This is a genomic window from Kribbella sp. NPDC050470 (assembly GCF_044458365.1).
Classification (GTDB): Bacteria; Actinomycetota; Actinomycetes; order Propionibacteriales; family Kribbellaceae; genus Kribbella.
In genome coordinates this window covers 520,833-547,019 of record NZ_JBITHV010000002.1, presented here as the reverse complement: position 1 = coordinate 547,019, position 26,187 = coordinate 520,833, and the positions used below count along the sequence as shown (strand labels likewise).

General features: G+C 70.4%; 25 protein-coding genes. 14 read left to right on the top strand and 11 right to left on the bottom strand.

Annotated features, from left to right (window positions below):
• Positions 1-150: 150 nt before the first annotated feature.
• Entirely contained in the window at positions 151-1,167 is a 1,017-nt protein-coding gene (locus ACIBGM_RS07220; RefSeq protein ID WP_396384770.1) for a LacI family DNA-binding transcriptional regulator, read from the top strand.
• Between the two features lie 78 nt (positions 1,168-1,245).
• Here ACIBGM_RS07220 and ACIBGM_RS07215 read toward each other — a convergent pair whose 3' ends face one another.
• The gene (locus ACIBGM_RS07215) at positions 1,246-1,656 is read right to left on the bottom strand and encodes a VOC family protein (RefSeq protein ID WP_360529648.1); all 411 of its coding nucleotides are present in this window, start codon (positions 1,654-1,656) and stop codon (positions 1,246-1,248) included.
• A 93-nt stretch (positions 1,657-1,749) separates the two neighbouring features.
• Here ACIBGM_RS07215 and ACIBGM_RS07210 point away from each other — a divergent pair, with 93 nt between their 5' ends.
• On the top strand, positions 1,750-2,739 hold the full coding sequence (locus ACIBGM_RS07210; RefSeq protein WP_396384769.1) for a helix-turn-helix transcriptional regulator: 990 nt from the start codon (positions 1,750-1,752) through the stop codon (positions 2,737-2,739).
• A gap of 70 nt (positions 2,740-2,809) precedes the next feature.
• On the opposite strand, the gene ACIBGM_RS07205 is transcribed toward ACIBGM_RS07210, so the two are convergent.
• From ACIBGM_RS07205 to ACIBGM_RS07180, 6 genes are all read right to left on the bottom strand, one after another.
• Positions 2,810-3,205 (bottom strand): SRPBCC family protein, encoded by a 396-nt coding sequence (locus ACIBGM_RS07205; RefSeq protein ID WP_396384768.1) that lies wholly within the window; start codon positions 3,203-3,205, stop codon positions 2,810-2,812.
• 68 nt (positions 3,206-3,273) lie between these two features.
• The gene (locus ACIBGM_RS07200) at positions 3,274-4,278 is read right to left on the bottom strand and encodes an aldo/keto reductase (RefSeq protein WP_360529657.1); all 1,005 of its coding nucleotides are present in this window, start codon (positions 4,276-4,278) and stop codon (positions 3,274-3,276) included.
• A 101-nt stretch (positions 4,279-4,379) separates the two neighbouring features.
• Complete coding sequence (locus tag ACIBGM_RS07195; protein ID WP_360529660.1) at positions 4,380-5,156, bottom strand: anti-sigma factor domain-containing protein; 777 nt, start codon at positions 5,154-5,156, stop codon at positions 4,380-4,382.
• The gene (locus ACIBGM_RS07190; RefSeq protein ID WP_396384767.1) at positions 5,143-5,709 is read right to left on the bottom strand and encodes a sigma-70 family RNA polymerase sigma factor; all 567 of its coding nucleotides are present in this window, start codon (positions 5,707-5,709) and stop codon (positions 5,143-5,145) included. The genes ACIBGM_RS07195 and ACIBGM_RS07190 overlap by 14 nt, the downstream gene beginning before the upstream one ends.
• Positions 5,710-5,731: 22 nt before the next feature.
• Positions 5,732-6,313 (bottom strand): class F sortase, encoded by a 582-nt coding sequence (locus tag ACIBGM_RS07185; protein ID WP_396384766.1) that lies wholly within the window; start codon positions 6,311-6,313, stop codon positions 5,732-5,734.
• On the bottom strand, positions 6,310-7,119 hold the full coding sequence (locus ACIBGM_RS07180) for a DUF4397 domain-containing protein (protein WP_360529669.1): 810 nt from the start codon (positions 7,117-7,119) through the stop codon (positions 6,310-6,312). Before ACIBGM_RS07180 ends, ACIBGM_RS07185 begins: the two co-directional genes overlap by 4 nt.
• Positions 7,120-7,260: 141 nt before the next feature.
• On the opposite strand from ACIBGM_RS07180, the gene ACIBGM_RS07175 reads away from it, so the two are divergent.
• Genes ACIBGM_RS07175 through ACIBGM_RS07160 form a run of 4 tightly spaced genes read left to right on the top strand, consistent with a single transcriptional unit; the run spans position 7,261 to position 11,106 of the window.
• Complete coding sequence (locus ACIBGM_RS07175) at positions 7,261-8,517, top strand: NAD(P)/FAD-dependent oxidoreductase (RefSeq protein WP_396384765.1); 1,257 nt, start codon at positions 7,261-7,263, stop codon at positions 8,515-8,517.
• A gap of 11 nt (positions 8,518-8,528) precedes the next feature.
• A complete protein-coding gene (locus ACIBGM_RS07170; RefSeq protein WP_396384764.1) occupies positions 8,529-9,200 on the top strand; it encodes a DUF1365 domain-containing protein in 672 nt (223 codons plus the stop codon).
• Positions 9,197-10,387, top strand: a complete 1,191-nt coding sequence (locus tag ACIBGM_RS07165; protein WP_396384763.1) for a class I SAM-dependent methyltransferase — start codon at positions 9,197-9,199, stop codon at positions 10,385-10,387. Before ACIBGM_RS07170 ends, ACIBGM_RS07165 begins: the two co-directional genes overlap by 4 nt.
• Positions 10,378-11,106, top strand: a complete 729-nt coding sequence (locus ACIBGM_RS07160; protein WP_396384762.1) for an SDR family NAD(P)-dependent oxidoreductase — start codon at positions 10,378-10,380, stop codon at positions 11,104-11,106. Before ACIBGM_RS07165 ends, ACIBGM_RS07160 begins: the two co-directional genes overlap by 10 nt.
• On the opposite strand, the gene ACIBGM_RS07155 is transcribed toward ACIBGM_RS07160, so the two are convergent.
• Complete coding sequence (locus tag ACIBGM_RS07155) at positions 11,103-11,786, bottom strand: NAD(P)H-binding protein (protein WP_360529684.1); 684 nt, start codon at positions 11,784-11,786, stop codon at positions 11,103-11,105. The genes ACIBGM_RS07160 and ACIBGM_RS07155 overlap by 4 nt on opposite strands.
• Positions 11,787-11,859: 73 nt before the next feature.
• Here ACIBGM_RS07155 and ACIBGM_RS07150 point away from each other — a divergent pair, with 73 nt between their 5' ends.
• A complete protein-coding gene (locus tag ACIBGM_RS07150; protein ID WP_396384761.1) occupies positions 11,860-12,519 on the top strand; it encodes a TetR/AcrR family transcriptional regulator in 660 nt (219 codons plus the stop codon).
• An 80-nt stretch (positions 12,520-12,599) separates the two neighbouring features.
• The gene (locus tag ACIBGM_RS07145; protein WP_396384760.1) at positions 12,600-13,490 is read left to right on the top strand and encodes a patatin-like phospholipase family protein; all 891 of its coding nucleotides are present in this window, start codon (positions 12,600-12,602) and stop codon (positions 13,488-13,490) included.
• Here the strand turns inward: ACIBGM_RS07145 and ACIBGM_RS07140 are convergent.
• On the bottom strand, positions 13,480-14,385 hold the full coding sequence (locus tag ACIBGM_RS07140; protein WP_360529693.1) for a GTP-binding protein LepA: 906 nt from the start codon (positions 14,383-14,385) through the stop codon (positions 13,480-13,482). The two genes, ACIBGM_RS07145 and ACIBGM_RS07140, sit on opposite strands and share 11 nt — an antisense overlap.
• Before the next feature lie 201 nt (positions 14,386-14,586).
• Between ACIBGM_RS07140 and ACIBGM_RS07135 the strand changes: the two genes are divergently transcribed.
• Positions 14,587-15,420: an alpha/beta hydrolase gene (locus tag ACIBGM_RS07135; protein ID WP_360529696.1), complete on the top strand. Its 834-nt coding sequence runs from the start codon at positions 14,587-14,589 to the stop codon at positions 15,418-15,420.
• Here the strand turns inward: ACIBGM_RS07135 and ACIBGM_RS07130 are convergent.
• On the bottom strand, positions 15,417-18,173 hold the full coding sequence (locus ACIBGM_RS07130) for an AAA family ATPase (RefSeq protein ID WP_396384759.1): 2,757 nt from the start codon (positions 18,171-18,173) through the stop codon (positions 15,417-15,419). The genes ACIBGM_RS07135 and ACIBGM_RS07130 overlap by 4 nt on opposite strands.
• 161 nt (positions 18,174-18,334) lie before the next feature.
• On the opposite strand from ACIBGM_RS07130, the gene ACIBGM_RS07125 reads away from it, so the two are divergent.
• Positions 18,335-19,285 (top strand): alpha/beta hydrolase, encoded by a 951-nt coding sequence (locus ACIBGM_RS07125; protein WP_360529702.1) that lies wholly within the window; start codon positions 18,335-18,337, stop codon positions 19,283-19,285.
• A 1-nt stretch (position 19,286) separates the two neighbouring features.
• Here the strand turns inward: ACIBGM_RS07125 and ACIBGM_RS07120 are convergent, their stop codons facing one another.
• Positions 19,287-22,052 (bottom strand): LuxR C-terminal-related transcriptional regulator, encoded by a 2,766-nt coding sequence (locus ACIBGM_RS07120; protein ID WP_360529705.1) that lies wholly within the window; start codon positions 22,050-22,052, stop codon positions 19,287-19,289.
• Positions 22,053-22,206: 154 nt separating this feature from the next.
• On the opposite strand from ACIBGM_RS07120, the gene ACIBGM_RS07115 reads away from it, so the two are divergent.
• The 4 genes from ACIBGM_RS07115 to ACIBGM_RS07100 all read left to right on the top strand — a co-directional run bounded on the left by ACIBGM_RS07115 (position 22,207) and on the right by ACIBGM_RS07100 (position 26,180).
• Entirely contained in the window at positions 22,207-24,483 is a 2,277-nt protein-coding gene (locus ACIBGM_RS07115) for a CehA/McbA family metallohydrolase (RefSeq protein WP_360529708.1), read from the top strand.
• Complete coding sequence (locus tag ACIBGM_RS07110; RefSeq protein ID WP_396384758.1) at positions 24,483-24,878, top strand: hypothetical protein; 396 nt, start codon at positions 24,483-24,485, stop codon at positions 24,876-24,878. Before ACIBGM_RS07115 ends, ACIBGM_RS07110 begins: the two co-directional genes overlap by 1 nt.
• Before the next feature lie 57 nt (positions 24,879-24,935).
• Positions 24,936-25,397, top strand: a complete 462-nt coding sequence (locus ACIBGM_RS07105) for an ATP-binding protein (protein ID WP_360529714.1) — start codon at positions 24,936-24,938, stop codon at positions 25,395-25,397.
• A 108-nt stretch (positions 25,398-25,505) separates the two neighbouring features.
• Positions 25,506-26,180, top strand: coding sequence for a hypothetical protein (locus tag ACIBGM_RS07100; RefSeq protein WP_360529717.1), 675 nt, complete (start codon positions 25,506-25,508; stop codon positions 26,178-26,180).
• The last annotated feature ends 7 nt before the right edge of the window (positions 26,181-26,187 follow it).

Below are 26,187 nucleotides of genomic sequence, written 5' to 3'. Positions count from 1 at the left end.
CGGCTCTGTCAATACTTTGTAACGACATTTTAGAGCGCTCTAGATTTTCTGTCGTTGTAATCGTCTATAGCGCTCTAGAACTATTGCGCTAGAGCGCTATAGGCTGGATCGTGCGTTACGGTGGGCCGACGCGGAACGGGAGGTGTGCAGGTGACGGCAGAGCTGGGGCGGTCGGGGCGGCGGGTGACGCTCGCCGATGTCGCTCGCCGAGCCGGGGTCTCGCCGGCGCTCGTCTCGATCGTGATGCGGGACGCGCCGGGTGCGAGCCAGCAGAGCCGGCAGTTGATCCTCGCGGTCGCCGAGCAGCTGGGCTACCGGCCGGATGTGCGGGCGCGTTCGCTGGCCAGTCTCAAGGCGCACACCATCGGGGTGCTCTTCGGGCGGGCAGGGCGGTTCCACATGGAGCTGATCGACGGGCTCTACTCTGCCGCCGAGGAGCGCGGCTGGGATCTGGTCCTCAGCGCGCTCACCACCAGTCGGGACGAGAAGCAGGCGCTGGCTTCACTGCACGACTTCCGGTTCGACGCGCTGATCATGCTGGGTCCGCCGGTGGCCGCGCCGCTGCTCGCGGGCGACGTCCCGCTGGTGGTGATGGGTTGGCACGTCGACCATGCGGATGTCGACATCGTGCGTACGTCGGACGAGCACGGGATCGCGCTGGCCGTGCAGTACCTCGTGGAGCTCGGCCATCGCCGGATCGCCCATCTGCAAGGCGGTGACGGGCTCGTGGCGATCGCGCGGCGTGATGCTTACGTGCAGGCGATGCGGGCTCATCGGTTGAGCAAGCAGGTCCGGATCGTTCGTTGTGATGGTGAGGATCAGCTCGACGGGCAGCGTGCGGCGCGGGCGATGCTCGACGACAAGGCCGAGCTTCCGACCGCGATCGTCGCGTTCAACGACGACATCGCCGCGGCCGCGATGAGCGTGCTCGGGCAGCAGGGGATCGACGTCCCCGGGGACGTCTCGATCATCGGGTTCGACGACAGCGTGCTGGCCCGTGGGCCGGGGATCGAGCTGACGAGCGTGCAGCAGCTGCCGCGGGAGATGGCCCGGCTCGCGGTCGACCGGGTCATCGCCCGGACGGCCGGCGACGCCGTACCCGATCGCGAGCTCGTCCTCGAGCCCGAGTTGATCATCCGCTCGACCACCGGACCAGCGGCCGGCTGAACGGCCCACGACCCGGACCGGCTGTGGTGGAACCGGTCCGGATCGTGATGTCCTCAACCGATCGAGATCCGGTCCAGGTCACCTCGTTGTGCCACTGCGGGTCTTTTCGATGGCCTCCGGGGTGACGGGGGTGAAGAAGTTGACGAGGTTGCCGTCGGGGTCGCGGAACAACAGCGACCGGTTGCCCCAGGGCATCGTGGTGGGCTCGTTGACGAAGTCGGTGACGAAGCCGGTCAGGTTCTGGTGAACGCGGTCCACGTCGTCGACGAGGAACTCGGTGATCACGCTGTGGTTGTCCGCCGGGTGGGCAGAGCCCGGGGCGAACAGCGGGACGGTGCGGGTGCCGGCGATCGCGAGGGTTGCGCCCGCGGTCTTGAGCTCGGCGAAGTCCTCGGTGGCCCACGTCGCCGGCGCCCCTGTGGCTCGCTCGTAGAACTCGACGAGGCGTGCGACGTCGCTGGTGATGATGCGGATCGAGACGAAGTCCATGGGAATCTCCTTGGCTGTGCTGGAGGCGTGCACGTCGCAGGCTAGGAGAAATAGTGGACAGAATCGGTCCTGTATTCGCGTTAGGCTGCGAACATGCCACGACCCACCGGCCGCGTGCTGACACTCCTGGAGTTGCTGCAGTCGGGCGGCACCCGGACTGTGGCCGAGCTCGCCGACCGTCTCGGCGTCGAAGGGCGCACTGTGCGGCGGTATGTGGACCAGCTGATCGACCTGGACGTGCCCGTGGAGTCGGTGCGCGGCCGCTACGGCGGGTACCGGCTGGCTCCCGGGTACCGCTTGCCTCCCCTCATGCTCAGCGACGACGAGGCGCTGGCCGTGCTGCTCGGCCTGGTCGTCGGCCGCCGGGCAGTGCTGACGACGACGCAGCGCGCGGCAAACGAGACGGCGTCAGCGAAGATCCGCCGGGTGCTTCCCAAGCACATCGCCCGCCGGCTCGACACACTCCTCGAAGCTCTCGCCTTCACGGATCAGCCCGGCGAGTTGGACCACCCGGACGCCGGGCTCCTCCTCACCATCGCCGATGCGGTGCGCCACCGCCGACCGGTCTCGATCCGCTACACCGACCGCGACGGACGGCGCAGCGAACGCACACTGCACGCGTACGGGATCGTCGCCCATGCGGGCCGGTGGTACGTGACGGGCAAGGACGCCCAGGTCGGCGAGGACCGAACCTTCCGGCTCGATCGCATCGCAGCCGCGAGGGCCCTGCCCGGCTCATTCGAAGCGCCCGTGGGTCCCGGTCCGGCACAGCGCGTGTTGTCAGGATTCGCCACGGCCGAGTACCGGCATCAGGTGACCTTGCGGATCCACGGGACAGTTGAGCAGATCCGCGCCTACCTCCCCGCCAGCGTCGCGAGCCTGGAGGAGCACGAGCCCGCGGCCGGTCAGGACCCGGCGGCCGAGCACTGGCTGCGCGTCGAGCTACGGGCGCAGCAGCTCGACTGGTTGCCTCGGATACTCGCCTCACTCGACCGGCCGTTCGTCATCGAGCGCCCCGATGAACTTCGCGACCTCGTCCTCGCGCTCGCCGATCGCCTCACGTCCTACGCCCGCCAAGCCTGACATCGAGGAACAAATGTCATCCAGTGCAGGATCGCCCCTGGCTGGCCGGTATTGCTAGGCGGCCTGCATACTACTGCCTTTCGAGCAGGTTCTTCAGGGTGCGCAGGTCGGCCTGGACGGCGTCCGCGTCGCGGGCGAAGTCGTCATCGGTCATGCTCGGGCGCTGCCGGACGGTGAAGACGATCTCGGCCCCGTCGCCGTCGGGGAGCACGCGCATCGGGTTGTGCACGGTCTCGCCCGACGGCAGCGTGACGTCGTGGTCGAGCACGCCGTACTCGTTGCGTTCGGCAAACTTGATGGTGATCCGGCCCATCGGGGAGTCCGCGACCCACTGGCCGTCGACCTGCTCGATGGAGCCGGCCAGGCCGGCTGCCCACTTCGGGGTGTTGAGCGGATCGGCGGCGTACGTGTAGACCTCCGCGGCCGGCCGGTCGATGTGTTCGCTGAGGTGTCGTGAAGTGCTCATGCCCCCGACGGTAGCGAGGCCACCGCCGGGGGTCTTGAACGAATCGGACTTGTGTACAGCCGTTGACCTTATGCGCCGGCGTTGTCCAGGCGGTCCAGCTGGTCCTCGGTGAGCTTGATGTCGGCCGCGGCCAGTGCGACCTCGAGCTGCTCGAAGGTGCGCGGACCGGCCAGGGTGATCAGTTCGGGGTCGGTCTGGTGGAGCAGCCAGCTGATCACCAGCTGGTTCGGGGTGACGTCCAGCTCGGCGGCGATCTCGGTGAGGACGGCGAGGCGTGCGTCGGCGTCCGGACCGGCGTAGTTCTTCATGATCTGGTGACCGTCGCGCTTCGCCGGGTCGTCGTAGATGCCCTTGAGGATCGGCGAGAACGCGACCAGCGTGAGGTCCTTGGTGGCTCGCAGGTAGTCGGCTTGCTCGTCGTCGACGATCGTCAGGGTGTCGGCGCCTGCCTTCGGACGCAGGTACGAGTGCTCCTGCTGTACGGCGACCGGCGCCGGCCAGCCGTTCTGCTCCGCGAGCGCGCGGATGCGTTCCAGCCGCCAGGTCCGGACGTTTGACCAGCCGATGTACCGGGCCTTGCCTGCGGCAACGATCTCGGCGAGTGCTTCGAGGGTCTCTTCCAGCGGGGTGGAGCGGTCGTCTACGTGGACGTAGTAGAGGTCGACGTGGTCGGTGCCGAGGCGGCGCAGGCTGTCGTCGATCGCGTGCCGCAGCGTGTCGCCGCCGGCGCCCGCAAACTGGGCGGCCATCGTCTCCCAGCTGCCGTCGCCGGTGCGGATCGCCTCCGGGTCGCGCACCCACGCGCTGCCCTTGGTCGCCAGGAAGATGTCATCTCGCTTGCCGGTCTTGGCGAGCCAGCGGCCGAGCAGTGCCTCGCTCTCGCCGCCGGTGAAGTCCGGTCCGGGCCACCACGCGTAGCAGTCGGCCGTGTCGATGAACGTGCCGCCGGCCTCCAGGTACCGCTCGAGCATCCGCACCGACGTCGGCTCGTCGGTCGACGTACCCATCAGCATCGCTCCCAGTGCGAGCTGGCTGACGTGCTCTCCGGTCCGGCCCAACGCGACCCTGCGCATATCTGATCCTCCTCGTGAATCTGTCGGTGATTACGAGGCTAGGTACGGCGTTGTTCATTCGTCCAATGCCGATTGTTGGCAGACTTCATGCGTGTGGCGTATCAAGCGGGCAGGGTGCCGCGGACGACGCTGTCGCGGGAGTGCGCCGGGTTGCCGTCGTTCGGCTCCAGGGAGACGTCGACGATCCGGTAGCCCTCGCTGGTCAGGTTGTCCGGGATCCGGAAGGTGCCGCCCTGGGCGGGGTCGAGGACGCCGAGCGACACCATCCGCTCACCGTCGGCGTTGATCAGCCACAGCTCGTAGTAGCCGGTGCTCGCGTCGAGGCCGGTGACCGAGACCTTGAGCTCGTTCCCGTCCTGGATCAGGTCCGCGGTCCCGCCGCCGGTCTTCCCGGGCAGCGGCTCGAGCTGAACCACCGCGACGGGTGGCGGCGCCTCCTCGTCGCGATCGAGCACCGCCGCAGCCCCCAGGCCGATCCCAACCCCAAGCACGGCAGCCACACTCGCCGCCAACACCAACGTGCGCCGCCCATACCCGCGCCGCGCAGGCGCCGCCGGGGTGGTGGGTTCCGGTGTGGAGGCGGTGGTCGCCGGTGGCGCGGTCCGGTCGGGCGTGGGGGTGGTGGGTGCCTCCGGTGGGGTGGTGGGGGTTGGGGTGGAGGGGGTGGTCAGGTGGAGGTCGGCGGCTATGCGGTCCCAGAGGGCGGGGGGTGGGCTGGCCAGGTGGGGGGCGCTGGTGGCTTCGGCGGCCAGTTCGCGGAGTTCGGCGAGGGTTGTCTGGCAGTCGGGGCAGGTGGACAGGTGGGCAGCGGCGTCCGGGTCGGGGGCCGTGCCTTCCAGGGCCCACTGGGCCAGGAGCTCCTCGTCAAGATGCGTCACTGTTCACCTCCTTCAACCGGTCCCGCAGGGACAGCAAACCTCGTCGCGCATGACTCTTCACCGTGCCGAGTGGCAGGTCCAGACGCTCCGCGATCTGCGGGTACGTCTGGTCTTCGTAGAAGGCCATCCGCAGGATGGTCCGGCGCGGCTCGTCGATCCGGTCCAGCTCGTCGGCGAGCACGACCCGGTCGACGAGCTGGTCGTCGGCGGCCGCGACCGGCTGCGTCGCCATCGTCTCACCGACCGCGGCCGCGTTGCGCCGGTCCCGGCTGCGTGCGTCGAGCCGGTCTGCGATCCGGTGCCGGGCGATCCCGGTCAGCCAGGAGCCGAGCGTCCCCGCGGCCGGGTCGAACGTCTGCCGGCCGCGCCAGGCGGAGACGAACACCTGCTGGGTGACGTCCTCGGCGTCGGCCTGGTTGCCGAGGGCGCGGACCGCCAAGGTGAAGACCAGGCGTGACCAGCGCCGGTAGGCGGCGGCGAGGCTGTCCTCGCGCCCCTCCGCGAATCCCGTGGCGATTTCGGCCGGCGACGGGTCACCGGCGAGGCTGGTCACGGCTGGGACTCTAGCCGTGGTGTCAGATTTTGGTGGCACTGACCACCAGATTCTGCTGATATCCGCCGTTGTCCGGGTCATAGTCTCCGCCACACGTGACGACCTGGAGCCGGTGCGGTCCGGTCCGGTCGAAGAGGTCGGCGAGCGGCAGCCGCCGCTTGGTGATCTCGCGGATCGAGTCGATGCGGTACGTCGTGGTGCGTCCGCCGTACGACGAGATCCGGATCAGCTGGCCGGGACGGACCTTCCGCAGCCGGACCAGCGGCCCGACGCCGTACTCCTTGCTGTCGAGATGACCGCCCAGCACCATCGAGCCGCGGCCGTCGCCCGGACCGGGCCCGAACCGGTACCAGCCGATCGTCGCCGGGTCGGGCGGCAACTCCATCTGACCGTCGGCGGCGACACCGACCGCCCGCACCGGTACGTCGATCCCCGCAGCCGGCACGACGAGCCGCGTCGGCACCGACACAGCGGCGGTCGACGGCACAGCAACGGTCGACGGTACGGCGGCGTCGTGCGTCCGCACCGCGGGCAGGTACTTGCAGCCAGGTGGCGAGAGGAGTGTGGCCGCCACGAGGACGGCCACACCACGGGCATGGCTCACGACCGGGCACGCACCCGGACCGCAGCCGTGCCGCCACCGATCAGCAGCAGTGCGAGTACGGCGACCGCAACCACCGGCCAAGCGGATTCCGACGACGCGGCCTGACCACCCGTCCCGCCCGGTACGCCGGACGGGTTGCCGTGCAGACCGGAGATGGTCTGGACCGCGAGCTTCAGGTTGTTGGCCGACGCGCTGCCCCAGGCGTAGACGATCGTGTTCGTGCCCTCCTTCAGGTTCAGCTCAGCAGGGCCGAGGGCAACGGTCGTCGTACCGGCCAGGACCACGTCGGCCTCGACCGTCCCAGCCGGCAGGTCGGCCTTCGCCTCCTTGGGGTTGGTGAGCCCGGTGAAGACCGGCTTGCCGCCCGCCCGGACGTCGACGGCCGGTGCGGCGGCGGTGTGCCGGACCGTCAACCGCGCCTGGCCCGGGGCGAGCCGGGAGGTGTCGTTGACGAACGGCGTCAGCACCGGCTTGCCGCCCGCGTTGAGATGGGCGACGACGGTGACGTTGGCGCCGCCGGGTACGGCGACGTCGTTCGCCTGGATGAGCGCGGCGGTCTTGCCTGCCGCCGTGACCTTGAGGTCGTAGTCACCCGCAGGCAGCTGGAGCGGGTCGGTCAGCGATCCGGGCTTGAAGTTGGACAACAGCTTCGATCCGTTGGCGTAGACGTCGACGGTTGCCCCGGGCACCCCGTGCAGCACGGAGACAGTCGCGTTCTCGGTCGGTCTCGCCTGGGCGCTTGCGGCCGGCACCCCGGCGAGCAGCAGTCCTGCGCCGATCAGTGCGGCGAAGTTGCGAACAGACATCGAACCTCCTCGAAGTCGGTAGATGTCTGTTCCTTCCGGGCCGGCCGGGTCGCCGGATGCACCGAAGAAATTTCGTCCGGAACGCATCCGTGGGAGGGGTCCGCGCCGAAGTAGGGGCAACACGACGTGAGGAGCTCCGGCATGGAAGGACACCGCCCGTCCGTTGCTGTCATCGGCTCGGGAGTGGCTGGGCTGACTGCGGCGTACCTGCTGAGTCGGACCCACGAGGTCACGGTCTTCGAGGCCGACGACCGTCCCGGCGGCCACGCGCACACGCACGATGTCACGGACGCGGCAGGCCGGACCCATCGGATCGACTCCGGCTTCATCGTCCACAACGAGCGGACCTATCCGCACCTGCTCAGGCTGTTCGGGGAGCTCGGTGTCGCGACGCGCCCGACGGAGATGTCGATGAGTGTGCACTGCGACGGCTGCGGCCTGGAGTACGCCGGTGGCCGGGGCGCTGCGTCGATCGCCGGCCGGCAGCTCGCCGATCCCCGCTTCCTCCGCATGCTGGCCGAGGTACGGCGTTTCCACCGCGAAGCCCGCCGCCTGCTCGCGACCGATGGCGACGACCCGACCTGGGCAGCGTTCCTCGCGTCGCACCGGTTCTCGTCGTACTTCGTCCGGCACTTCGCGATCCCGCTGGTGTCCTGCGTGTGGTCGTGCGGTTCGGGACCGGCCGGACAGTACCCCGCCCGGTACCTGTTCCGGTTCCTCGACCACCACGGGATGCTGAGCGTCGGCGGATCGCCGGTCTGGCGGACGGTCGACGGCGGGTCACGGACGTACGTCGACGAGATCGTCGCGCGGATCGGCCACGTCCGGACAAGTGTTCCGGTGCGCGCCGTACTGCGGCATTCCGACGGCGTCTCGGTGTTCACTGCGAACCGCTGCCTCGAGTTCGACCGCTTGGTGCTGGCGACTCATGCGGACACCACCCACGATCTGCTCACGGACGCGACGCCGTTGGAGAAGGAGTGCCTCGGGGCGTTCACCTACTCGGTGAACCCGGCCTGGCTGCACACCGACCGGTCCGTCCTGCCCACGACGCGGCGGATGCGGGCGTCCTGGAACTACCGGATGCGTGACTGCCGCACCGACGAGCCGCAGGTGCTCGTGAGCTACTGGATGAACCGGCTGCAAGGCCTGACCGCGGACGACGAGTACCTGGTGACGCTGAATCCACACGGCTGGGTCGATCCCGCGGCGGCGGTACGCCGGATGACGTACGCACATCCCGTCTTTACACCGGAGTCGGTCGCGGCGGGTGAGCTGCTGCGCGATGCCGGCGGGCCCACGCTGGCATTCGCGGGAGCCCATCTGGGATGGGGATTCCACGAGGACGGCTGTCGCTCCGGCGTCGAGGCGGCGGCGCGGTTCGGTGTCCGGTGGTGACGCTTCCACCGGTGCCCGCGATCGTGCCGGGCCACGTGAGCCACACGCGCCGCGTGCCGAAGCGGCACCGCTTCCGCTACCGCACGTACCAGTGGCTGGTCGACATCGATGCCCTGCCGGACCGCGGCGCCCTCGCGTCGTTCCAGGGCCGCGACCACCTCGGCGATCCGTCGCTGCCGTTGCGGGACAACGTGGCAGCCTTCGTGCGCGCCGCCGGCGAACGGCTCGAGCCGCAGGACCGCGTGCTGATGCTGGCGAACGCACGCAGCCTCGGCTACGTCTTCAACCCGCTCACCGTGTTCTGGTGCCTCACTCCGGCGGCTGAACTGCGCTGGGCAGTCCTCGAGGTGCACAACACGTACGGCGGCCGCCACACCTACCTGGCTCGTCCCGGCCGCTCCTCGCTCCGCAAGGAGTTCTACGTTTCCCCGTTCTTCACTGTCCACGGCGAGTACGACGTGACGCTCAGCCTCGACCATGACCGGATCAACGTCGCGATCGACCTGCGTCAGCACCAAACGCGCGTGTTCAGCGCTGCCTTCACCGGCCGCCCCACGCCGGTTCGCCGCACGACCATGCTCGCCGCCGCACTCGTGCCGTACCAAGTCGCGACTCTGATCCGCCTGCACGGCATCTGGCTCTGGTTGCGCCGACTGCCAGTGGTTCGCGAAGGACTCCGATGATCACACTTCCACACAGCCCTGTCCGGGCCGCGATCGCCCGGCAGATCGTGCGGAATGCAGTACGCGAGCTGCCGGTCGGGATCAGGCTGCCGGACGGCACCCGGCTCGGCGGTGACGGACCCGAGTTGGAGATCGTGTCCGATGCGTTCTTCCACCGCGTCGGGCACGATCTGCGGATCGGCTTCGGCGAGGCGTACATGGCGGGGGACTGGCGGGCCGGCGCCGGTTCCGACCTGGGCGACGTACTGACGGTCTTCGCCCGCGAGCTCGCCGGGCTGGTCCCGTCGGTTCTGCAGCGGTTCCGCCGGCTGGTCGAGCCGCCGATTGCCAACGGCAACGATCGGGCCGGGGCGCGGGCGAACGTCGCGCACCACTACGACCTGTCGAACGACCTGTTCGCGACGTTCCTCGATCCGACGATGAGCTACTCGTCGGCGCTGTTCGCCGCCGGTGACACGCTGGAGCAGGCGCAGCGGCGCAAGATCGACAGCATCCTCGACCTGGCCGGCGTGCGATCCGGCGCGAAGGTCCTGGAGATCGGCACCGGCTGGGGCCAGCTCGCGATCCAGGCGGCTGCCCGCGGGGCCGACGTACGAACGATCACCTTGTCCACCGAGCAGCGCGATCTCGCCCGCCGGCGGATCGCGGCAGCCGGCTTCGAGGCGGATGTCGAGCTGTGTGACTACCGCGACGTCGACGGGCAGTACGACGCCGTGGTCAGCGTCGAGATGATCGAGGCGGTCGGGGAGCGGTACTGGCCGGCGTACTTCGCCGCGGTGGACCGGCTGCTCGCGCTGGGCGGGCGGTTCGGACTGCAGTCGATCACGATGCCGCACGACCGGATGCTCGCGACCCGGCACACGCAGGGGTGGATCCAGCAGTACATCTTTCCCGGCGGGCTGATCCCGTCCGTCGAGGCGATCGCGGCGGCGTCGGGCGGGCTGGAGATCGTCGAGCGGCGGGACTTCGGAGCCGACTACGCGCGCACGCTCCGGCTGTGGCGGGAGCGGTTCGTGGCGCAGGCGGACCTGGTCGACGCGCTCGGGTTCGACGAGGTGTTCCGGCGGATGTGGGAGTTCTACCTGGCGTACTCGGAGGCGGGTTTCCGGTCCGGGTACCTGGGAGTCTCGCAGTTCGCCATGGTTCGGGAGGATTCGGCAACGGTGAGGAGAGGTTCGTGGAGCTGACTGGTCGCCGTACCTGGATCGTCGGGGCGTCGTCGGGGATCGGAGCTGCGCTGGCCGGCGAGCTGGCGGATCGTGGCGCCCGGGTGGCTGTGTCGGCCCGGCGGGCCGAGAAGCTGGCGGAGGTCGCGGGCGGGCGGATGGCGGTGGTGCCTGTCGACATCACCGATGGCGAAGCGGTGCGGTCCGCGGCGGAGCGGGTCGTCGAGGAGCTCGGCGGGCTGGACATCGTCGTACTGAGTGCCGGCTACTGGAAGCAGATGGACGACTTCGACGCCGAGTCGTTCCAGCGTCATCTCGACGTCAACCTCTCGGGTCTGGCGCACTGCCTCGACGCGGTGATCCCGCGGCTGCGGGCAGCGCGAGCCGGCCTCATCGTCGGGATCGCGTCGGTAGCCGGCTACCGAGGACTGCCCGGCGCGGAGGCGTACGGCGCGACCAAAGCCGCTCAGATCAACCTGCTCGAAGCCCTCCGGGCCGGCCTGCGGCGGGACGGGATCCTCGTCACCACCGTCTGTCCCGGATTCGTGGACACCGAGATGACCCGGTCGAACAGGTTCCCGATGCCGTTCATCATCTCCCCGCAACGAGCCGCGCAGGAGATCGCCGACGGCCTCGAACGCCGCCGTACCCGCATCACCTTCCCCTGGCAGATGGCCTGGCTGGCCCGCCTCGGAAAGCTCGTCCCCGACGACCTCTGGGCCCGACTGCTCGGCCGCTAGCTCGCCGCGTGGGCCAGCGCGCTGGGGGAGAGGCAGCCGACGATGGCCGGCGCCTGTTGGATCAGGGTGTCGTCGGTGAGGGCCTCGACCATGAAGAGGGCGTAGTCCACGCGCCGGGTCAGGTTGCTCGCGAGCACCGGGTCGCCGACGTGCCGGCTCCAGACCGGCAGGCCCTGGCTCTCGCCTTCCTCGAGGTCGCTCCCGCGGACGACGGTCCAGCGCCGGTCGCTGGCGAAGATCCGCCGGCACGCCTCCACCTGGTCGTCGATCTCGATCGCGCGCACGAGCCGCGCCAGCCAGGTCGTGACCCGGACCATCAGCCGGAACCGCCGGGAGTACTGGTCCCGGCCGTCCCGGGTGATGTGCCAGCCGCAGGAGAACACCAGCCGCGCGTCCGGGGCGGCGTAGTCGAGAACCGCCTGCGCCGTACCTGACGAGTACTGCTGCACGCCCCACGGGACGAGGACAGTCAGTACGCCGTCGCAGCCGTCGACCGCCTTGCGGATCACCTCGCGGTCGTTGGTCGGCCCCGGCACGATCGTGATCCGGTCCGCGAACTCGGCCAGCTTCGGGACGCTGCGTTCGCGGCAGACACCGACCACCTCGTAACCGCGGTCCAGCGCATGCCGAACCATGTAGCGCCCGAGCTTCCCCGAAGCGCCGACGATGCAGATCTTCATGTCTCCACCCCCTGATCGTACTTACAGTGTAAGTCAGCGTAGACTTACACCGTAAGTCGGTCAAGGAGGACGGATGCGCCGTACGCGAGCGAAGCGGGAACCACTCACCCGGGAGCGGGTGGTCGCGGTCGCGGTGGCGCTTGCCGACGAGAAGGGCGTGGCCGGGGTCAGCATGCGGGCGATCGCCGCGCAACTGGGCGTCGAGGCGATGTCGCTCTACAACCACGTGGCCGGCCGCGACGACATCCTGGACGGGATGGTCGACGCGGTGTTCCGTGAGATCGACCTGCCGACCGCGCAGGCGGCGGACTGGAAGGCGGCGATGCGGGACCGGGCCGCCTCGTCGCGCGCGGCGCTTCGCCGCCATCCGTGGGCCGTCGGCCTGATGGACTCCCGCAGCCGTCCCGGCCCGGCGACCTTGCGCCACCACGACGCCGTACTCGGGGCCCTGCGCGCCGGCGGCTTCTCCGTCGCGATGGCAGCCCACGCCTTCTCGGTGATCGACAGCTACCTGTACGGCTACGTCCTCCAGGAGCTGAGCCTGCCGATGGCGAGCCCGACCGACGTGGGCGAGGTCGCCGGCGACCTCCTCCGCGACCTGCCGGCCGACACCTACCCACACCTCACCGAGGTCATCACCCAGCACGCCCTCAGCCCGGACTACGACTACACCACCGAGTTCGACTTCGGCCTCGCGCTGATCCTCGACGCCCTGCAACCCGACGAGCTCTAGCAACCCATGTCACAGAGCGCGGAGTTACCTGGTCCTCACTGGTGAGCAACCGATCTGAGCCTTGGCCGGGGAGGCGAGTCATGAGTCATGCACGCGGGTTGGCTGCCTTGCCACGGCCGGTGGCAGTGGCACTCGGCGGCGGCGGAGTGCTCGGCGCCGCGCATGTCGGCGTCGGCTACGCGCTCGAGCAGCGCGGGTTCGTCCCCGACCTGATCGTCGGTACGTCGGTGGGCGCCCTCACCGGCGCGATCGCGGCAGCCCACCCGGACCGGGCCGCGCCCTGGCTGGACGAGGTGTGGACCCACCTGCGCCGCCGGGACGTGTTCCCGTTCGGCTACCTGTCCTCGCAGCGGTCTGCCATCTTCAACGACCGTGGCCTGCGCCGGCTGATCGCGCAGGCCGAGTTGCCGTCCCGGATCGAGGAACTGCCGATCCCGTTCACCGCGGTGGCCATGGACCTGGTCACCGGAGCCGAGATCCGGATCGACCACGGCGACCTCGAGTCGGCACTGCTCGCCAGCGCGGCGATTCCCGGCGCCTTGCCGCCGGTAGTTCGAGAGGGCCGGACGCTCGTCGACGGCGGCGTGATCGCGTACGTCCCGGTCCGCGCAGCCTTGGCCGCCGGAGCAGCCAGCCTAGTGGTGCTGTCGACCGGTCCGGCGAGCTGGCCGGTGACACCGACTCTTCCGCGCCGGCGCCCCGGCGCGATCGCTTCGCGCGCCGCCAACCTGCAGGTCCATCACCAGATCGAGCTCGACCTGCACGACGTCGCCCGGCGGATCCCGACCGTCGTACTGCCGACCGGCATCGACACCTGGCCGGCGCCCTGGGACTTCAGCCATTCGCAGCGGCTGATCGGCACCGCGTCCGTGACTGCGGCGAACTTCCTGGACCAGTTGCACCTCACCGGTCCAGGCCTCTACCGAGCCGACGACACGACGGTTGCACCACCCACAACGGTCAGATCTTGAGGCCGGCAGCGCGAGCCTCGCTGAGTGCGATCGCTTCCTGCAGTGCCGCCAGGATGTAGCGGGGGACCTTCAGTCCTTGACGTTCGGCCCAGAGCAGTTCGCGTTCCACCCGGCTCACCTGCCGTGCGACCTCCAGCAGGTCGCGGTCGAACTCGAGGGCGCGCGCGACGTCGCCGAAGTCCGCCCGCTGCGTGCGGTTGTTCACGCCGACGAGGTCGAACGACCGGCGGCGCAGGATCCGCGTGAGCTGGAGCTGCCAGTCGCTCATTCCCTCCTCGCCGACCAGTACCTCGGCCGACATCCGGTAGAACGCGAAGTGCCCCGGCTCCTGCCGCCGGATCGGCGCGATGACGGTCTCCGCGATCGCGTCCTCGCCCATTCCGCGCAGGCCGTCGACCAGCCGGGAGTACGCGATCACCGCCGACCGCTCGGTGGCCGCGCCGGTCAGGTAGTACAGCAGCCGGATCACGCCGAGCATGCCGGGCAGGTGCGAGAGTACGCCGACCAGCTTCATCCCACCGCTGACCGACACGTCGATCTCGGCGGGCGTCATCCCGAAACCCTGCTGGACGGCGTCGAGCAGGATGCCGTGCTGGAGCTCCTGCGGTGACCAGACGTCCTGGTAGAACAGCCGGTCGACCTCGGTGGCGTCGGGCATCAGCGCGCGCAGCTCGAGCACGTTCCGCTCGACCTCGAGCTCGACCCGGGTCAGGTAGTTGAACACCCCGCCGTACCGCTGCCGCACCTGGTCCGGGTCCTTGATCGTCAGGTCGGCGGCGTCGAGGGACAGCGGCGGGTGTTCCTCGGCGAACGTCTCGACGAAGCGCCGCAGACCGTCCCGGGAAGCCCGCCGGGGCACGGCGCCGCGGCCGTCCCGGACCTGCACGTGGGTCATACCTGTTCTCCTTCGTGGGCGGCTCGTTGCTGTGCGCAACGACGTACGCCGGTCGCGGGCAGGCGTCACCCACTAGGACCGTTCAGGCCGCTGCGGTGTGACATCCGGACGGTCCTGTCACATCTCGCGCCGGTGCTCGGACTTACCTGTGAGCCGACCGGCACGCGGCCGGCTGTCCATCGCACGGAACAGGACAGATCCATGACGAATCCCCTGACTCGCCGCCCCAAAAGACGCGGCCGCACGCTGGCGTTCCTGCTCACCGCAGCCGCGCTCGCCCTCGCGAGCTTCAACCCGGTGCAGAGCGTTGCCGGCGAGCAGCGCGGGACGAAGCCGACCATCGTGCTGGTGCACGGATCCTGGGCGGACGCCTCGAGCTGGAACCGTGTCACCGAGCGGCTGCAGGACGACGGCTACACGGTCCGCGCGATTCCCAACCACCTGCGCTCGGTAGCGGGTGACGCGGCGTCGGTGCGCACCTTCCTGGAGACCGTGCCGGGACCGGTCGTCCTGGTCGGGCACTCGTACGGCGGTTTCGTGATCACCAACGCGGCCACCGGGCTGCCGAACGTCAAGGCGCTCGTGTACGTCAACGCCTTCGCGCCGGACACCGGTGAGAACCCGTTCCAGCTGGTGGGGCCGGACTCGGCGCTCGCTGTGGACCCGGCGACCGTCTTCGACCTGGTCCCCGCCACGCTGCCGCCGACGGCCACCACCGACGTGTACCTGAAGCGGTCGACCGTGTTCGCGTCGTTCGCGACCGGCCTGAGCTCCGATGACAAGGACCTGGTCTTCGCGACCCAGCGGCCGGGCGCGTTCGGCGCGCTCAACGAGCCGTCCGCGACCCCGGCCTGGAAGACGATCCCGTCCTGGAGCGCGATCGGCATCAAGGACCAGATCATCCCGGCCAGTGCCCAGCGGATGATGTCCAAGCGGGCCGGCGCCAAGATCACCGAGTACGACGCCGGGCACCTCGGCCTGATGACCGACCCCGGCACCGTCACCAACGTGATCAAGCAGGCTGCACGCAGCTAGGCCGACGCAGTACCTGGTGGGAGCAGGGTGGCGATCTCGCGGCGGGACGTGATGCCCAGCTTCGTGAACACCTTGCGCAGATGCCATTCGACCGTGTGCGGGCTGATGAACAACCGGGCGCCGATCTCGGGGTTCGTCAGCCCGTCGGCGGCCAGGCGGGCGATCTGCGCCTCCTGCGCCGTCAGCGCGTCGACCGTCGCGACGGCCGGCTTGCGCACGGTCGCGCCTGTCGCCTGCAGCTCGCGACGTGCGCGCTCCGCGAACCCCTCCGCCCCGAAGCCGGTCAGCATCTCGTGTGCCGCGCCGAGCTGCGCGCGGGCATCGACCCGGCGGCCCTCGCGGCGCAGCCACTCGCCGTAGCAGAGCCGGACGCGGGCAAGCTGCATCCGCACCTCTGTGGCGTCGAATCGCTCGATCGCCTCCCGGTAGGAGTCCTCGGCCGCGGGGCCTTCGCTCACCAACGCACGGGCGAAGGCCGCGGTGCCGACGGCCCAACCGGTGCCGGTGGTCTGTGCCATCTCGACGAGGGCCCGGACCGCGTCGGCTGCGTCCGCAGGCCGCCCGAGCCGGGCGGCGGCCTCGGCGAACTCGGCCAGCGCGTGCAGGGAGAGCCCGAGCTCCTGCGGGTTCGCGCTGGCCTGCTTGGCGGCCGCGTACGCCACGTCGTACCGGCTGAGGCCGTTGTAGAGCACCGCGGCGGCCCATTGGGTGTCGGCCAGGACCTTGTCGTGGCCGCGGACCGCGGCGAGCCGGTCGGTGATCGTCGTAATGGCCTGCTGGGTCTGAGCTTCACGGCCTCGCCACGGCTCGAGGAACATCGGCCCGTAGTGCGGCCAGAAGCCGCTACCGGTCGCTTCGCCGACCGTCCGCACCTCCTCGGCCAGCGTGGCTGCCGTGGTGAGCTCACCGGCAAGCGCCCGGTTCGCCAGGCGAAGGAGAAGGGCCGGCGCCAGCACAGGCAGCGTTCCGGTCTCGCGGGCCACGTCGACCAGCAACTTCGAGAGCACGGACCAACTGCCGAAGTCCCAGACGTCCGTGGCCAACCGGCCGGCGAGCTGGTACCAGCCGAGCACCTCCTGCCTCGACTGCCCCTCGGTGCTCAAGCCGGCGAGAGCCTGCAGCACCATCGGCGCCCCGGCGGCGTACCCCGCTGTGGTGATTTGCGCTAGGCCCTCCAGGAGCAGAACATGTCGCGTCGGCTGGTCGGGCTTGGGCGCGCTCAGCACAGATTCGGCCACTTTGCGGGAGAGCCCACCGCCGGACAATGAGGTGACGATCGCCTCGCGGTAGGTCGACAGCGCGAGTCCGGGGTCGAGTACTTCGAACCGCTTGGCTGCGTCGAGGAACAGCGGCAACGCAACGGTCATGCCTTGGGTGAGGGCCGCGATCCGGCCGCGGAGCAGCGTCAGCTTCACGGTGCCGAGCGCATCGAGTGGACTCAGCTCCGCCGTCCCCGCCAACGCGAGCCCGGCCTCGAACGCGCCCGCCTCGAACTTGGCCTGGGCGGCGGCCAACGTGCGGGCGCCGCGTCGTACCGGGTCTGGGGTCAGCTGGGCGGCGCGATCGAGGAACGCGGCTGCGGCAGCGACTCCGCCACGGGACTGGGCGCGGTCCGCCGACCGCTCCAACTCGGCCGCCACCGCTTCGTTCGGTCCCGCCGCCGCGCGGGCCAGGTGCCACGCCCGGCGGTCGGGGTCGAGCTCGGGGTCGGTCTCTTCCGCCAGCGCGTGGTGGATCTCGCGGCGTTCGTACAGGTTGGCGGCACGGTAGGCCGCCGAGCGGACGAGCGGGTGCCGGAAGCGGACCCGGGCGCCGAAGGTGATCAGCCCGGACGCCTCGGCCTGGGCCGCGGCGGCGTCCACGGCGATCCCCAGTCGCTCGGCCGCGCGCCACAGCAACGTCACGTCGCCGACCGGCTCGGCCGCCGCGGTGATCAGCAGGCGCTGCGTCTCGGTCGGCAGCAGCTGGACCCGGCGGAGGAAGCCCTGCTCCAGCTGGCTGGACAACGGCGGCGCATCCGGACGGACGAAACCGCCGGCGATCTCGGCCACGGCCAGCCCGCGAGGCAGCTCGAGCAGGGCCAGCGGGTTGCCTCCGGTCTCGGCGACGATGCGGTCCCGGACGCGCTCGTCGAGCGGACCGGTGACGACCGACGCGAGCAGGGTGCGCGAGTCGCTGTCGGACAACCCGGTGAGGTGCAACTCGGGGAGGCCGGGGAACGTCTCGCCGGGACTCGGATCCCGGACGGCGAAGACGAGCAGGATCGACTCGGCCAGCAACCGGCGTGCGACGAACTGCAAGGTCTGGGCCGAGGCGTGGTCCAGCCACTGCGCGTCGTCGATCAGGCACACCAGCGGTTGGTTGCCACCGGCATCCGCGAGCAGGCTCAACGTCGCCAGACCGACCAGGAACCGGCTGGGCGGTTCACCGTCGTGGAGACCGAACGCGGTGGCGAGTGCGTCGCGCTGTGGCCCGGGCAGCTGGTCCAGACCGGTCAGCAGTGGAGCGCAGAGCTGGTGCAGGCCGGCGTACGAAAGCTCCATCTCCGACTGGACGCCCGCGGCCCGGACGACGCGGCATCCGGTGGACTGGGCACGGAGGTACGTAAGCAACGCGGTCTTGCCGATCCCCGGTTCGCCGCGCAGGACCAAGGTCGCGCTCTGCCCGGCTCTGGCGCCGGCCAACAGCTCGTCCAGGGCCTGGCGCTCGTCCCGCCGCCCTAGGAGTCCGGCTCTGGAACCTCTCGTCGCCACGGCGCGCCCCCACTGGTCGATAGGCATCCTAGCCGCTGTGGCACGGCGAAACCCGTCACCGAGCGCTACCGCCACACTGCTTGCCCCAGGCAACGTCACACCCGGTGGCCCTGCCCGGTCTTTGGGGTGCAGAAAGCACTCTTCAAGGGAAGGACGACCTGATGACGAAGCACATCCTGGAGCAGGCGGCGCAGGGGATCGCGGACGCGACCTCGAAGCCGCCGTTCCTCTACCAGCTGTCGAAGGAGGAGGCCCGGAAGGTGCTGGACGACCTCCAGGCCGCGCCGATCGACAAGCCGGCCGTCGACGACAAGTGGATCACCGTGCCGGCCGAGGCCGGCGACGTCCGGGTCCGGATCGTCAAGCCGGTGGGCTCTGAAGGCCTGCTGCCCACGATCCTATACATCCACGGCGGGGGCTGGATCCTCGGCAACGCCGGCACCCACGACCGGCTGGTCCGCGAGCTGTCCGTCGGCGTCGAGGCCGCGGTCGTGTTCGTCGAGTACGACCGCTCGCCCGAGGCGCAGTACCCGGTCGCGATCGAGCAGGCGTACGCCACCGCGCAGTGGATCACCGCACACGGCCGGGACGAGGGGCTCGACCCGAGCCGGCTGGTGATCGCGGGCGACTCGGTCGGCGGCAACATGACCGCGGCGGTGACCATCCTGGCCAAGCAGCGCGGGGACGTCACCTTCTTGCACCAGTCGCTGTACTACCCGGTGACCGACGCCGCGCAGGACACCGACAGCTACCGCGAGTTCGCCGACGGGCCGTTCCTGACCGCCGCGGGAATGGCCTGGTTCTGGGACGCGTACCTGCCGGACCACACCCGGCGTGGGGAGATCACCGTGTCGCCGCTGCGGGCGGAGCCGGCCGACCTGGCCGGGCTGCCGGAGGCGTTCGTGATCGTCGACGAGAACGACGTACTGCGTGACGAGGGTGAGGCCTACGCGCGGAAGCTGACCGCGGCCGGGGTCCGGACCACCAGCGTCCGGTACAACGGCACGATTCACGACTTCATGATGCTGAACCCGGTGCGTGAGTCCGCGGCCGCCACCGGAGCGGTGGAGCAGGCGATCCACGTGCTGCGCAAGGCGCTCGGCGTCAAGTAGGTCAGACGACCGACACCGGGCTCGCGGCGTCGATCAGGGGTGCGGTGAGCTGTTTGCGGGACGTGACGGCGAGCTTGGTGAACACCTTGCGTAGATGCCATTCCACGGTGTGGTGACTGAGGAACAGCTGGCTGCCGATCTCGTGGTTCGTGAGCCCGTCGGCTGCCAGCTGGGCGATCTGGGCTTCCTGCGCGGTGAGGATGTCGCGGGTGTCGAACTGCCGCTTGCGTGCGGTCGCTCCGGTCGCGACGAGCTCCTGGCGAGCCCGCTCGGCGAACGCCTTCGCGCCCATGTCGCCAAAGCTGTCGTAGGCGACACGCAGGTGGAACCGCGCATCCTGCCGACGCTGCTCCCGACGCAACCACTCGCCGTACACCAGGTGCGCACGAGCCAGGTGTACGGCGATCCGCGTGCGGCCGAGTCGCTCGATCGCCTCGCGGTACAGGGTGTCGGCAGCGGGGCCCTCGGTGAGCAGTGCGGTCGAGCGGGCCAGGACTCCGAGTGCCCAGTCGGTCCCTGCTGCGCCCGCGTGCTGCTTGAGCCGTTGCAGCGCCTCGCCCGCCGTCCCATGGGCGTTGCTGCGGGCTGCGGCCTCGACGAGCTCGGCAAGGGACCAGCCGTAGAACCCCAGGTCCTCCTGCTCGCAGGCTCGACGGGCCGCGTCGAGCGCGACGTCGTACCGGGAGAGGCCGTTGTAGAGCACAGCGGTCACGCACTCGGCCAGGGCGAGCGCGCGGCCTTCACCTCGCTCCGTCGCGTCCTTGACGCCGGCCTCGATCGTCCGCAGGGCTGCGTCCTCCTCACCGCGCCAGGCAGCGAGCATCAGACGGGTGTACCGCAGCGGCGCGCTTCCCGTTGCTGCGGCGATCGCGTCCGACTCGGCGACGAGCGCAGCTGCCTGAGTGAACTCTCCGGCGTGCAGGTGTACGCCGGCGCGGTACGACAGCGCCACCGGAAGCACGCCGAGAGCACCGAGCCCGCGGCCGAGCTCGACAGCTCGGGCAGCCAGGTCATGCCAGGCCTCGTCGTCCCAGAGCTCCGGTGCGATCGGCTCAGGCGCGACCGGACACGCCAGCCACAGCCAGTGCTCGAGCCTGGCCTCACCGTGGCTGGCGTCCTCGCGCAAGGCGCGCAGGGCTCTCCGCAGTGGCTGTACGGCGGCGGCGTACCCCTCGGTGAATCGTGTCGCGACCCCGTCCAGGAGGAGGTCCATCGGACCGGCCGCGGCAGCGGCGGGGCGGGCAACGCATGCTGCCTCGGCCGCCTTCACGACGTCACCGAGCCGGCCGCCGAAGATGGCGGCTCCGAGGGCTTCCAGGTACGCCTCCCGTGCCAACGGGTCGGCCAGGTCCTCGAGCAGGTTGGCGGCGTCCAGGAGCAGTGGCGCGGCGTCGCTGCCGCGCCGGCGGGCGAACAGGATCTGGGCCCGCAGCCATGCGAGGTGTGCGCTCTGGAGGTCGTCCAACGGGCCGATCTCTGCGGTCGCGAGCAGGTCGTAGGCGGCGTCCGGTTCACCGGCCCGGAACTTGGCGCCGGCGGCGGCCAGCGCTCGTTCGGCACGCCGTACCGGATCCGGGGTCAGCTCGGCAGCCCGCTCCAGGAAGGCCGCCGCGGCCGCGAGGCCACCGCGGGCCCGGGCTCGCTCGGCTGCGCTCTCCAGTTCGGCGGCCACCGGCTCGTCGAGCCCGACTGCCGCGTGGGCCCGGTGCCAGGCCCGGCGATCCGGATCCACAGCTGCGTCGGTGGCCTCGGCCAAGGCGCGGTGCACAGCGCGCTTGTCCGCCTGGGGAGCGTCGCGGTAGACGACGGTGCGGATCAGCGGATGCCGGAACCGCACCCGGGCGCCGAGGTCGATCAGGCCCGCCGACTCCGCCGACGCGGCTGCGTCGGGACCGATCCCGAGTCGCTGCACAGCCCGCCACAGCAGGGCGGCGTCACCGATGGGCTCGGCCGCGGCGGTCAGCAGCAAGAGGCGGGTCTCGGACGGCAGTGGCTGGAGGCGCCTGCGGAAGCCCTCCTCGATCCGGCTCGTCAGCGCCCGCGGGTCCGGTGCGTCGGGGAGCCCGAAACCACCGGCCAGCTGTCCGGCCGACAGGCTGCGGGGCAGCTCGATGAGGGCCAGCGGATTGCCGTGGGTCTCGGCGACGAACCGGTCCCGCACCCGCTCGTCCACGACTCCCGTGATCGCCGTGTCCAGCAGGGCGCGGGCATCGCTGAAGTCCAGGCCCTTCACGACGAGCTCGGGCAGGCCGCTGAGCTCGCCGGCACCGGTTGGTTCCCGGACCGCGAAGACGAGGGCGACCCGCTCGGCCAGCAGCCGGCGGGCCACGAAAGCGAGCGTCTGGGCGGACACCCGGTCCAGCCACTGGGCGTCGTCGACCAGGCAGATCAGCGGCATGTCCTCGGCGGCGTCGGTCAGCAGGTTCAGCATCGCGACGCCGACCTGGAAACGGTCCGGGGGATCACCTGGGGCCAGGCCGAACGCCGTACCGAGGGCGTCGTACCTTAAATCGGTCGAGCGCTCCCTCAGCTGGGCGTACAGCTGGTGCAGGCCGCCGTACGCCAGCTCGAGCTCGGACTCGACACCGGCTGCTCGCACGACTCGGCAGCCGGCGGAGTGGGCCTGCACGTCGTCGAGCAGAGCGGTCTTGCCGATGCCGGCCTCGCCGCGGAGGACGAGCGCAGCACTCTGGCCGGCTCGCAGACCGGCCACGAGCCGGTCGAGAATCGCGCGTTCGCGCTGCCGGCCTTGCAGCTGAATCGCCATCGCCCACCGCCCAATGACCGAGCCTAGGCCGCGGGTGGTGGAGTGGCAACGAGCCTCAGGCGGCCAGACCGCCGGCGGCGAGCGGGAAAACCACGTGATCCGGTTCGGCCACGGGGGTAGCGTCGGGGGCTCCCCGGACCTCCAGGAGGTGCCCGTGTCTGAGGCCGCTGCTCAGCCGCTGCTCGCGTCGGTGTCCCGCGCCGCACGGAAACTGGAAGACCTCGGCGATCCTCTGCCTGCCGAGGTGACCGCCCGGCTGGCTGAGCCGGACGCCGACCCCGAGACCCTGCTGCGGCCGTTCGTCCTCCTGGACGTGCGGATCGACGAGCTGGGGAACGCGGTGTGCACGCCGGGCGCCGCGCCGCCGCGCTTGGTGCAGCACGGGTGGCGCAGCTTCCTGGTGCGGGTGCAGAACCCACACCGCTTCGAGGCCAAGCTGGAGCCGACCCCAAGCGGCGTGTACGGCCTCATCGACTACGCCAGCCACTCGGCGCGGATCGCGTTGCACGACACGCTGACCGTCGTACCGCGGATCAAGAACGCCTGGCTGGATGCGAAGGTCGCCGAGCCCAGCGAGTTGTCCGGGCTCGAGGTCGAGTACAAGGTGATCAGCCTGTACAGCCGCGAGGACGGGGTCCGGCAGGGTGGCCTGAGTGTGGTCGTCGCGGACGAGCTCAACCACCACAGCCTGAGCCGCACGCCGTCGGGGATCGCATACCGCCGGATGAGCCTCGAGGACCGGCAGTACGGCGCTTCGTTCGACTTCGACTGTGCGACGGCCCGCGACATCCAGCTCGATGTGCGCGAGCCGGACGGGCGGAGCTGCATGGCGTCGATCACGGTCCGCGACGCGCAGGGGCGCTCGTACCCGTCCAAGGCGATGCGGCTGGCGCCGGACATGTTCTTCCACGAGCACGTGTACCGGGCGACCGGCGAGGTGATCCGGCTGCCGGAGGGGCGCTACGAGATCACTGCGCTGCGTGGGCCGGAGTACCGGCCGGTGCGGATCGAGGCCGATGTCGACGCGGCGACCGACGTACTGGCTGTGCCGCTGGACCGGTGGGTCGACCCGGCGAGCCGTGGCTACTACTCGGGCGATCCGCACATCCACGCCGGTGGTTGCTCGCACTACAACGTCCCGAGTGAGGGCGTGACGCCGGAGACGATGATCAGGCACGTCCGCGGTGAGGGGCTGTGGCTCGGCAGCGTGCTCACGTGGGCGCCTTGCTACTACCACCAGAAGCAGTTCTTCAGCGGGAAGTCGATCAGCCCGCCGGCGGACCTGGAGTATCCGGCGATGCAAGAGGCGCAGGGGATGACCTGGAGCCCGCAGCCGACGGACCGGGACGCCGAGAGCGTGCTGCGGTACGACCTGGAGGTGTCCGGGTTCCCGTCCAGCCACTCCGGTCACGTGATCCTGCTCGGGCTCACCGACCAGGACTATCCGGGCACCAAGGTGATCGAGGACTGGCCGTCGTGGAACCTGCCGGTCCTGGAGTGGGGACACGCGCAGGACGCGCTCACCGGGTACGCGCACTGCGGCATCGGGCTGGCGGTCGGCACGGACGAGCTGCCGAACTACATCGTCCCCGGGTTCCACGGCATCGGGTCCAACGAGATCGTGGTCGACGTACCGCTGGGTGCCGCGGACTTCCAGTGCGGTGGACAGTTCACGCCGGTGGTCGAGCTGAACATCTGGTACCACCTGCTCAACGTCGGCTATCGCACGCTGATGCTGGGCGAGACCGACTACCCGTGCATCTACGACGACGGTCCGGGCATCGGGCGTACGTACGTGCGACTGGACGAGCCGCCGCAGGGACCGCGGGCGCTGGAGGCGTGGATCCAGGGCTTGCAGGACGGTGCGTCGTACTTCGGTGATGGCCGGAGTCACGTCTTCGACCTGGCCGTCGACGGTCACGTGACGCGGGAGCACACCGTGGCCGCGCCGGGCCCGGTGCGGGTGAGTGCGACGGTCGCAGCCTGGCTGCCAGAGCAGCCGCCTCCGCCGGCGCCCGGACGGCTCGTGTACAGCGCGCCGGTGGGCTGGCACCTGGAGCGAGCGCGCATCGGCACGTCTCGGAACGTGCTTGTCGAGGTGCTCGTGAACGGTGTGCCGGTGGGGACGGAGGAGGTGGTTGCGGACGGCACCGAGCAGGCAGTGTCGTTCGACGTACCGCTGGAACGCTCGTCCTGGGTGGCGGTGCGGATCCTGCGCAGTGTCCACACCCAGCCGGTCTTCGTCGAGATCGCCGGCCGGCCGATCCGGGCCTCGCGGCGCAGCGCGCAGTGGTTGCACGACTCCGTCGACGCGCTGTGGAAGGCGAAGTCCGGGTTCATCAGGGACAGCGAGCGCGAAGCCGCACGGGAGGCGTACGACGCCGCCCAGCAGATCTACCGGGTCCGGCGAGACGAATGCGAGGTCGACTGATGATCCACGTCGGCTGCTGCGGACCGGTCGAGACCGACGCGCCGCTCGCGATCACCATCAACCCCGAGGCACGCGTGACCGTCGCGCGGACCGGCGTACCACTGGGGCAGCCGACGCCCGGCGAGTGGCACACGATTCCCGTTGCCGTGGTCAACGAGGGGTTCGTGACCGGACCGCTGAGCATCGAACCCGAGCCGGTGGACGGCGTCGCCTGGGACCTGCTCGTGCAGGAGCTGACCGGGGAACGCCGCCAGGACACTTCGCTGCGCGTCCGCGTCGACACACTCGCTGTGGTCGACGTGACTCTGACCTGCCGGGCGCTGTCTGCCCTGGGCGGGCTGGCCACCCACAGCACCACGAGCTTCCTGCTTCGGCCATTGCGTCGCCTTCTCTGACCAGAGCGCATACCGTTCTGTCAGGCATGCCCGCACCCGAGCCGCGCGAGGAGTCCGATGAGCCCATCCGCGAACCTGGTCGGTCGGCGTCGCGAGTGTGCGGTACTGGACGACTTGGTGGCGGGTCTGCGCGCCGGCGACTCCGCGGTCTGCGCGATCCGGGGCGAGGCCGGGATCGGCAAGTCGGTGCTGCTGGACTATGTCGCGGAGAAGGCTGCGGGCATCACGGTGACGCGCACGCAGGGCATCGAGGCCGACATGGAGTTGGCGTACGCGAGCCTGCACCAGCTGTGCGCGCCGTTCCTCACCGTGATCGACGGCGAGCCGGGCCGGTGCTGGTCGTTGTCGACGACGCCCAGTGGCTGGACCAGGTTTCGCTTCAGACTCTGGAGTTCGTGGCCCGGCGGCTGCTGGCCGAGGCGGTCGCCATGGTGTTCGCCGTACGCGACCCTGCGGGGGAGTCCGCGCTGCTTGGGCTCCCGCCGCCAGCTCCCCGCCGCCCTGGCCACCTCCGCCTGACCACCGTCGACTGGTTCATCCGGACGGGATGAGGCAGCCGGCGTGCCGGTGCGGCGACCATCTGAGTGCGGCGCGAGTGTTCGGTGCCGTCGACGGAAGAGGTGCCTGATGATTCGGTCGTGGTGTCTCTACCTGGCCACCGCGACCGGGATCGTCTGCCTGGTCGCCCAGTGGGGGGTGGCGGCTGCGTTCGTGTGCGCGATCCTCGGCCTCGTGACCGGGGCCGCGGTTGCGTCTGCCGTCTGGTCGGAGAACGACGACGGGTGGCACGCGGTGCGGGGAATCGCTCGGTGCGGGCTGACGGCCGGGCTGATGGTGCCGGCCGCGATCGGTCTGATGGCCGCCTTCGGGTTCGCCGGCGTCCTGATCGTTCTGATCTTGGCCTGCACCTCGCCCGCAGTCGTCTCGCGGGCCCGGGGACGATGGCTCCCGGCGAAGGATCGGCCGGCACAGCAGGCGAAACCGGTCCGCGCACGTCGGGCCCGGCCCGCCGCGAACCAGCCCCAGCCCGAGCCTGCTGCCGAGGCCCCGGCCGAGCCGACGCCTCCGCTCGCTGTCATGGACGACGCGGCCCTTTGCCTGGCCTGGCGGCGGAGCTTCGTTCTGCTGCAGGCCGCCCGGACAGCCGCCGAACGCCTGGCCGTCGTCGAGCAGCGGCAGCAGTATCTCGACGAGCTGCACCGGCGATCGCCAGGCGGACTCGCGGCCTGGTTCGCATCGGGTGCGCGGGCGTCCGGCAACCCACTCCCGTACGTCGACCAGGACCGGCGCCGGATCGACTGACCGGTTC

Coding starts and splice junctions, on each gene's coding strand:
- ACIBGM_RS07205 (WP_396384768.1), bottom strand. CDS start 3,205: ATGAGCACTTCACGACACCTCAGCGAACACATCGACCGGCCGGCCGCG.
- ACIBGM_RS07125 (WP_360529702.1), top strand. CDS start 18,335: ATGACGAAGCACATCCTGGAGCAGGCGGCGCAGGGGATCGCGGACGCG.
- ACIBGM_RS07150 (WP_396384761.1), top strand. CDS start 11,860: ATGCGCCGTACGCGAGCGAAGCGGGAACCACTCACCCGGGAGCGGGTG.
- ACIBGM_RS07100 (WP_360529717.1), top strand. CDS start 25,506: ATGATTCGGTCGTGGTGTCTCTACCTGGCCACCGCGACCGGGATCGTC.
- ACIBGM_RS07210 (WP_396384769.1), top strand. CDS start 1,750: ATGCCACGACCCACCGGCCGCGTGCTGACACTCCTGGAGTTGCTGCAG.
- ACIBGM_RS07165 (WP_396384763.1), top strand. CDS start 9,197: ATGATCACACTTCCACACAGCCCTGTCCGGGCCGCGATCGCCCGGCAG.
- ACIBGM_RS07155 (WP_360529684.1), bottom strand. CDS start 11,786: ATGAAGATCTGCATCGTCGGCGCTTCGGGGAAGCTCGGGCGCTACATG.
- ACIBGM_RS07145 (WP_396384760.1), top strand. CDS start 12,600: ATGAGTCATGCACGCGGGTTGGCTGCCTTGCCACGGCCGGTGGCAGTG.
- ACIBGM_RS07135 (WP_360529696.1), top strand. CDS start 14,587: ATGACGAATCCCCTGACTCGCCGCCCCAAAAGACGCGGCCGCACGCTG.
- ACIBGM_RS07140 (WP_360529693.1), bottom strand. CDS start 14,385: ATGACCCACGTGCAGGTCCGGGACGGCCGCGGCGCCGTGCCCCGGCGG.
- ACIBGM_RS07105 (WP_360529714.1), top strand. CDS start 24,936: ATGAGCCCATCCGCGAACCTGGTCGGTCGGCGTCGCGAGTGTGCGGTA.
- ACIBGM_RS07200 (WP_360529657.1), bottom strand. CDS start 4,278: ATGCGCAGGGTCGCGTTGGGCCGGACCGGAGAGCACGTCAGCCAGCTC.
- ACIBGM_RS07120 (WP_360529705.1), bottom strand. CDS start 22,052: ATGGCGATTCAGCTGCAAGGCCGGCAGCGCGAACGCGCGATTCTCGAC.
- ACIBGM_RS07175 (WP_396384765.1), top strand. CDS start 7,261: ATGGAAGGACACCGCCCGTCCGTTGCTGTCATCGGCTCGGGAGTGGCT.
- ACIBGM_RS07110 (WP_396384758.1), top strand. CDS start 24,483: ATGATCCACGTCGGCTGCTGCGGACCGGTCGAGACCGACGCGCCGCTC.
- ACIBGM_RS07215 (WP_360529648.1), bottom strand. CDS start 1,656: ATGGACTTCGTCTCGATCCGCATCATCACCAGCGACGTCGCACGCCTC.
- ACIBGM_RS07180 (WP_360529669.1), bottom strand. CDS start 7,119: ATGTCTGTTCGCAACTTCGCCGCACTGATCGGCGCAGGACTGCTGCTC.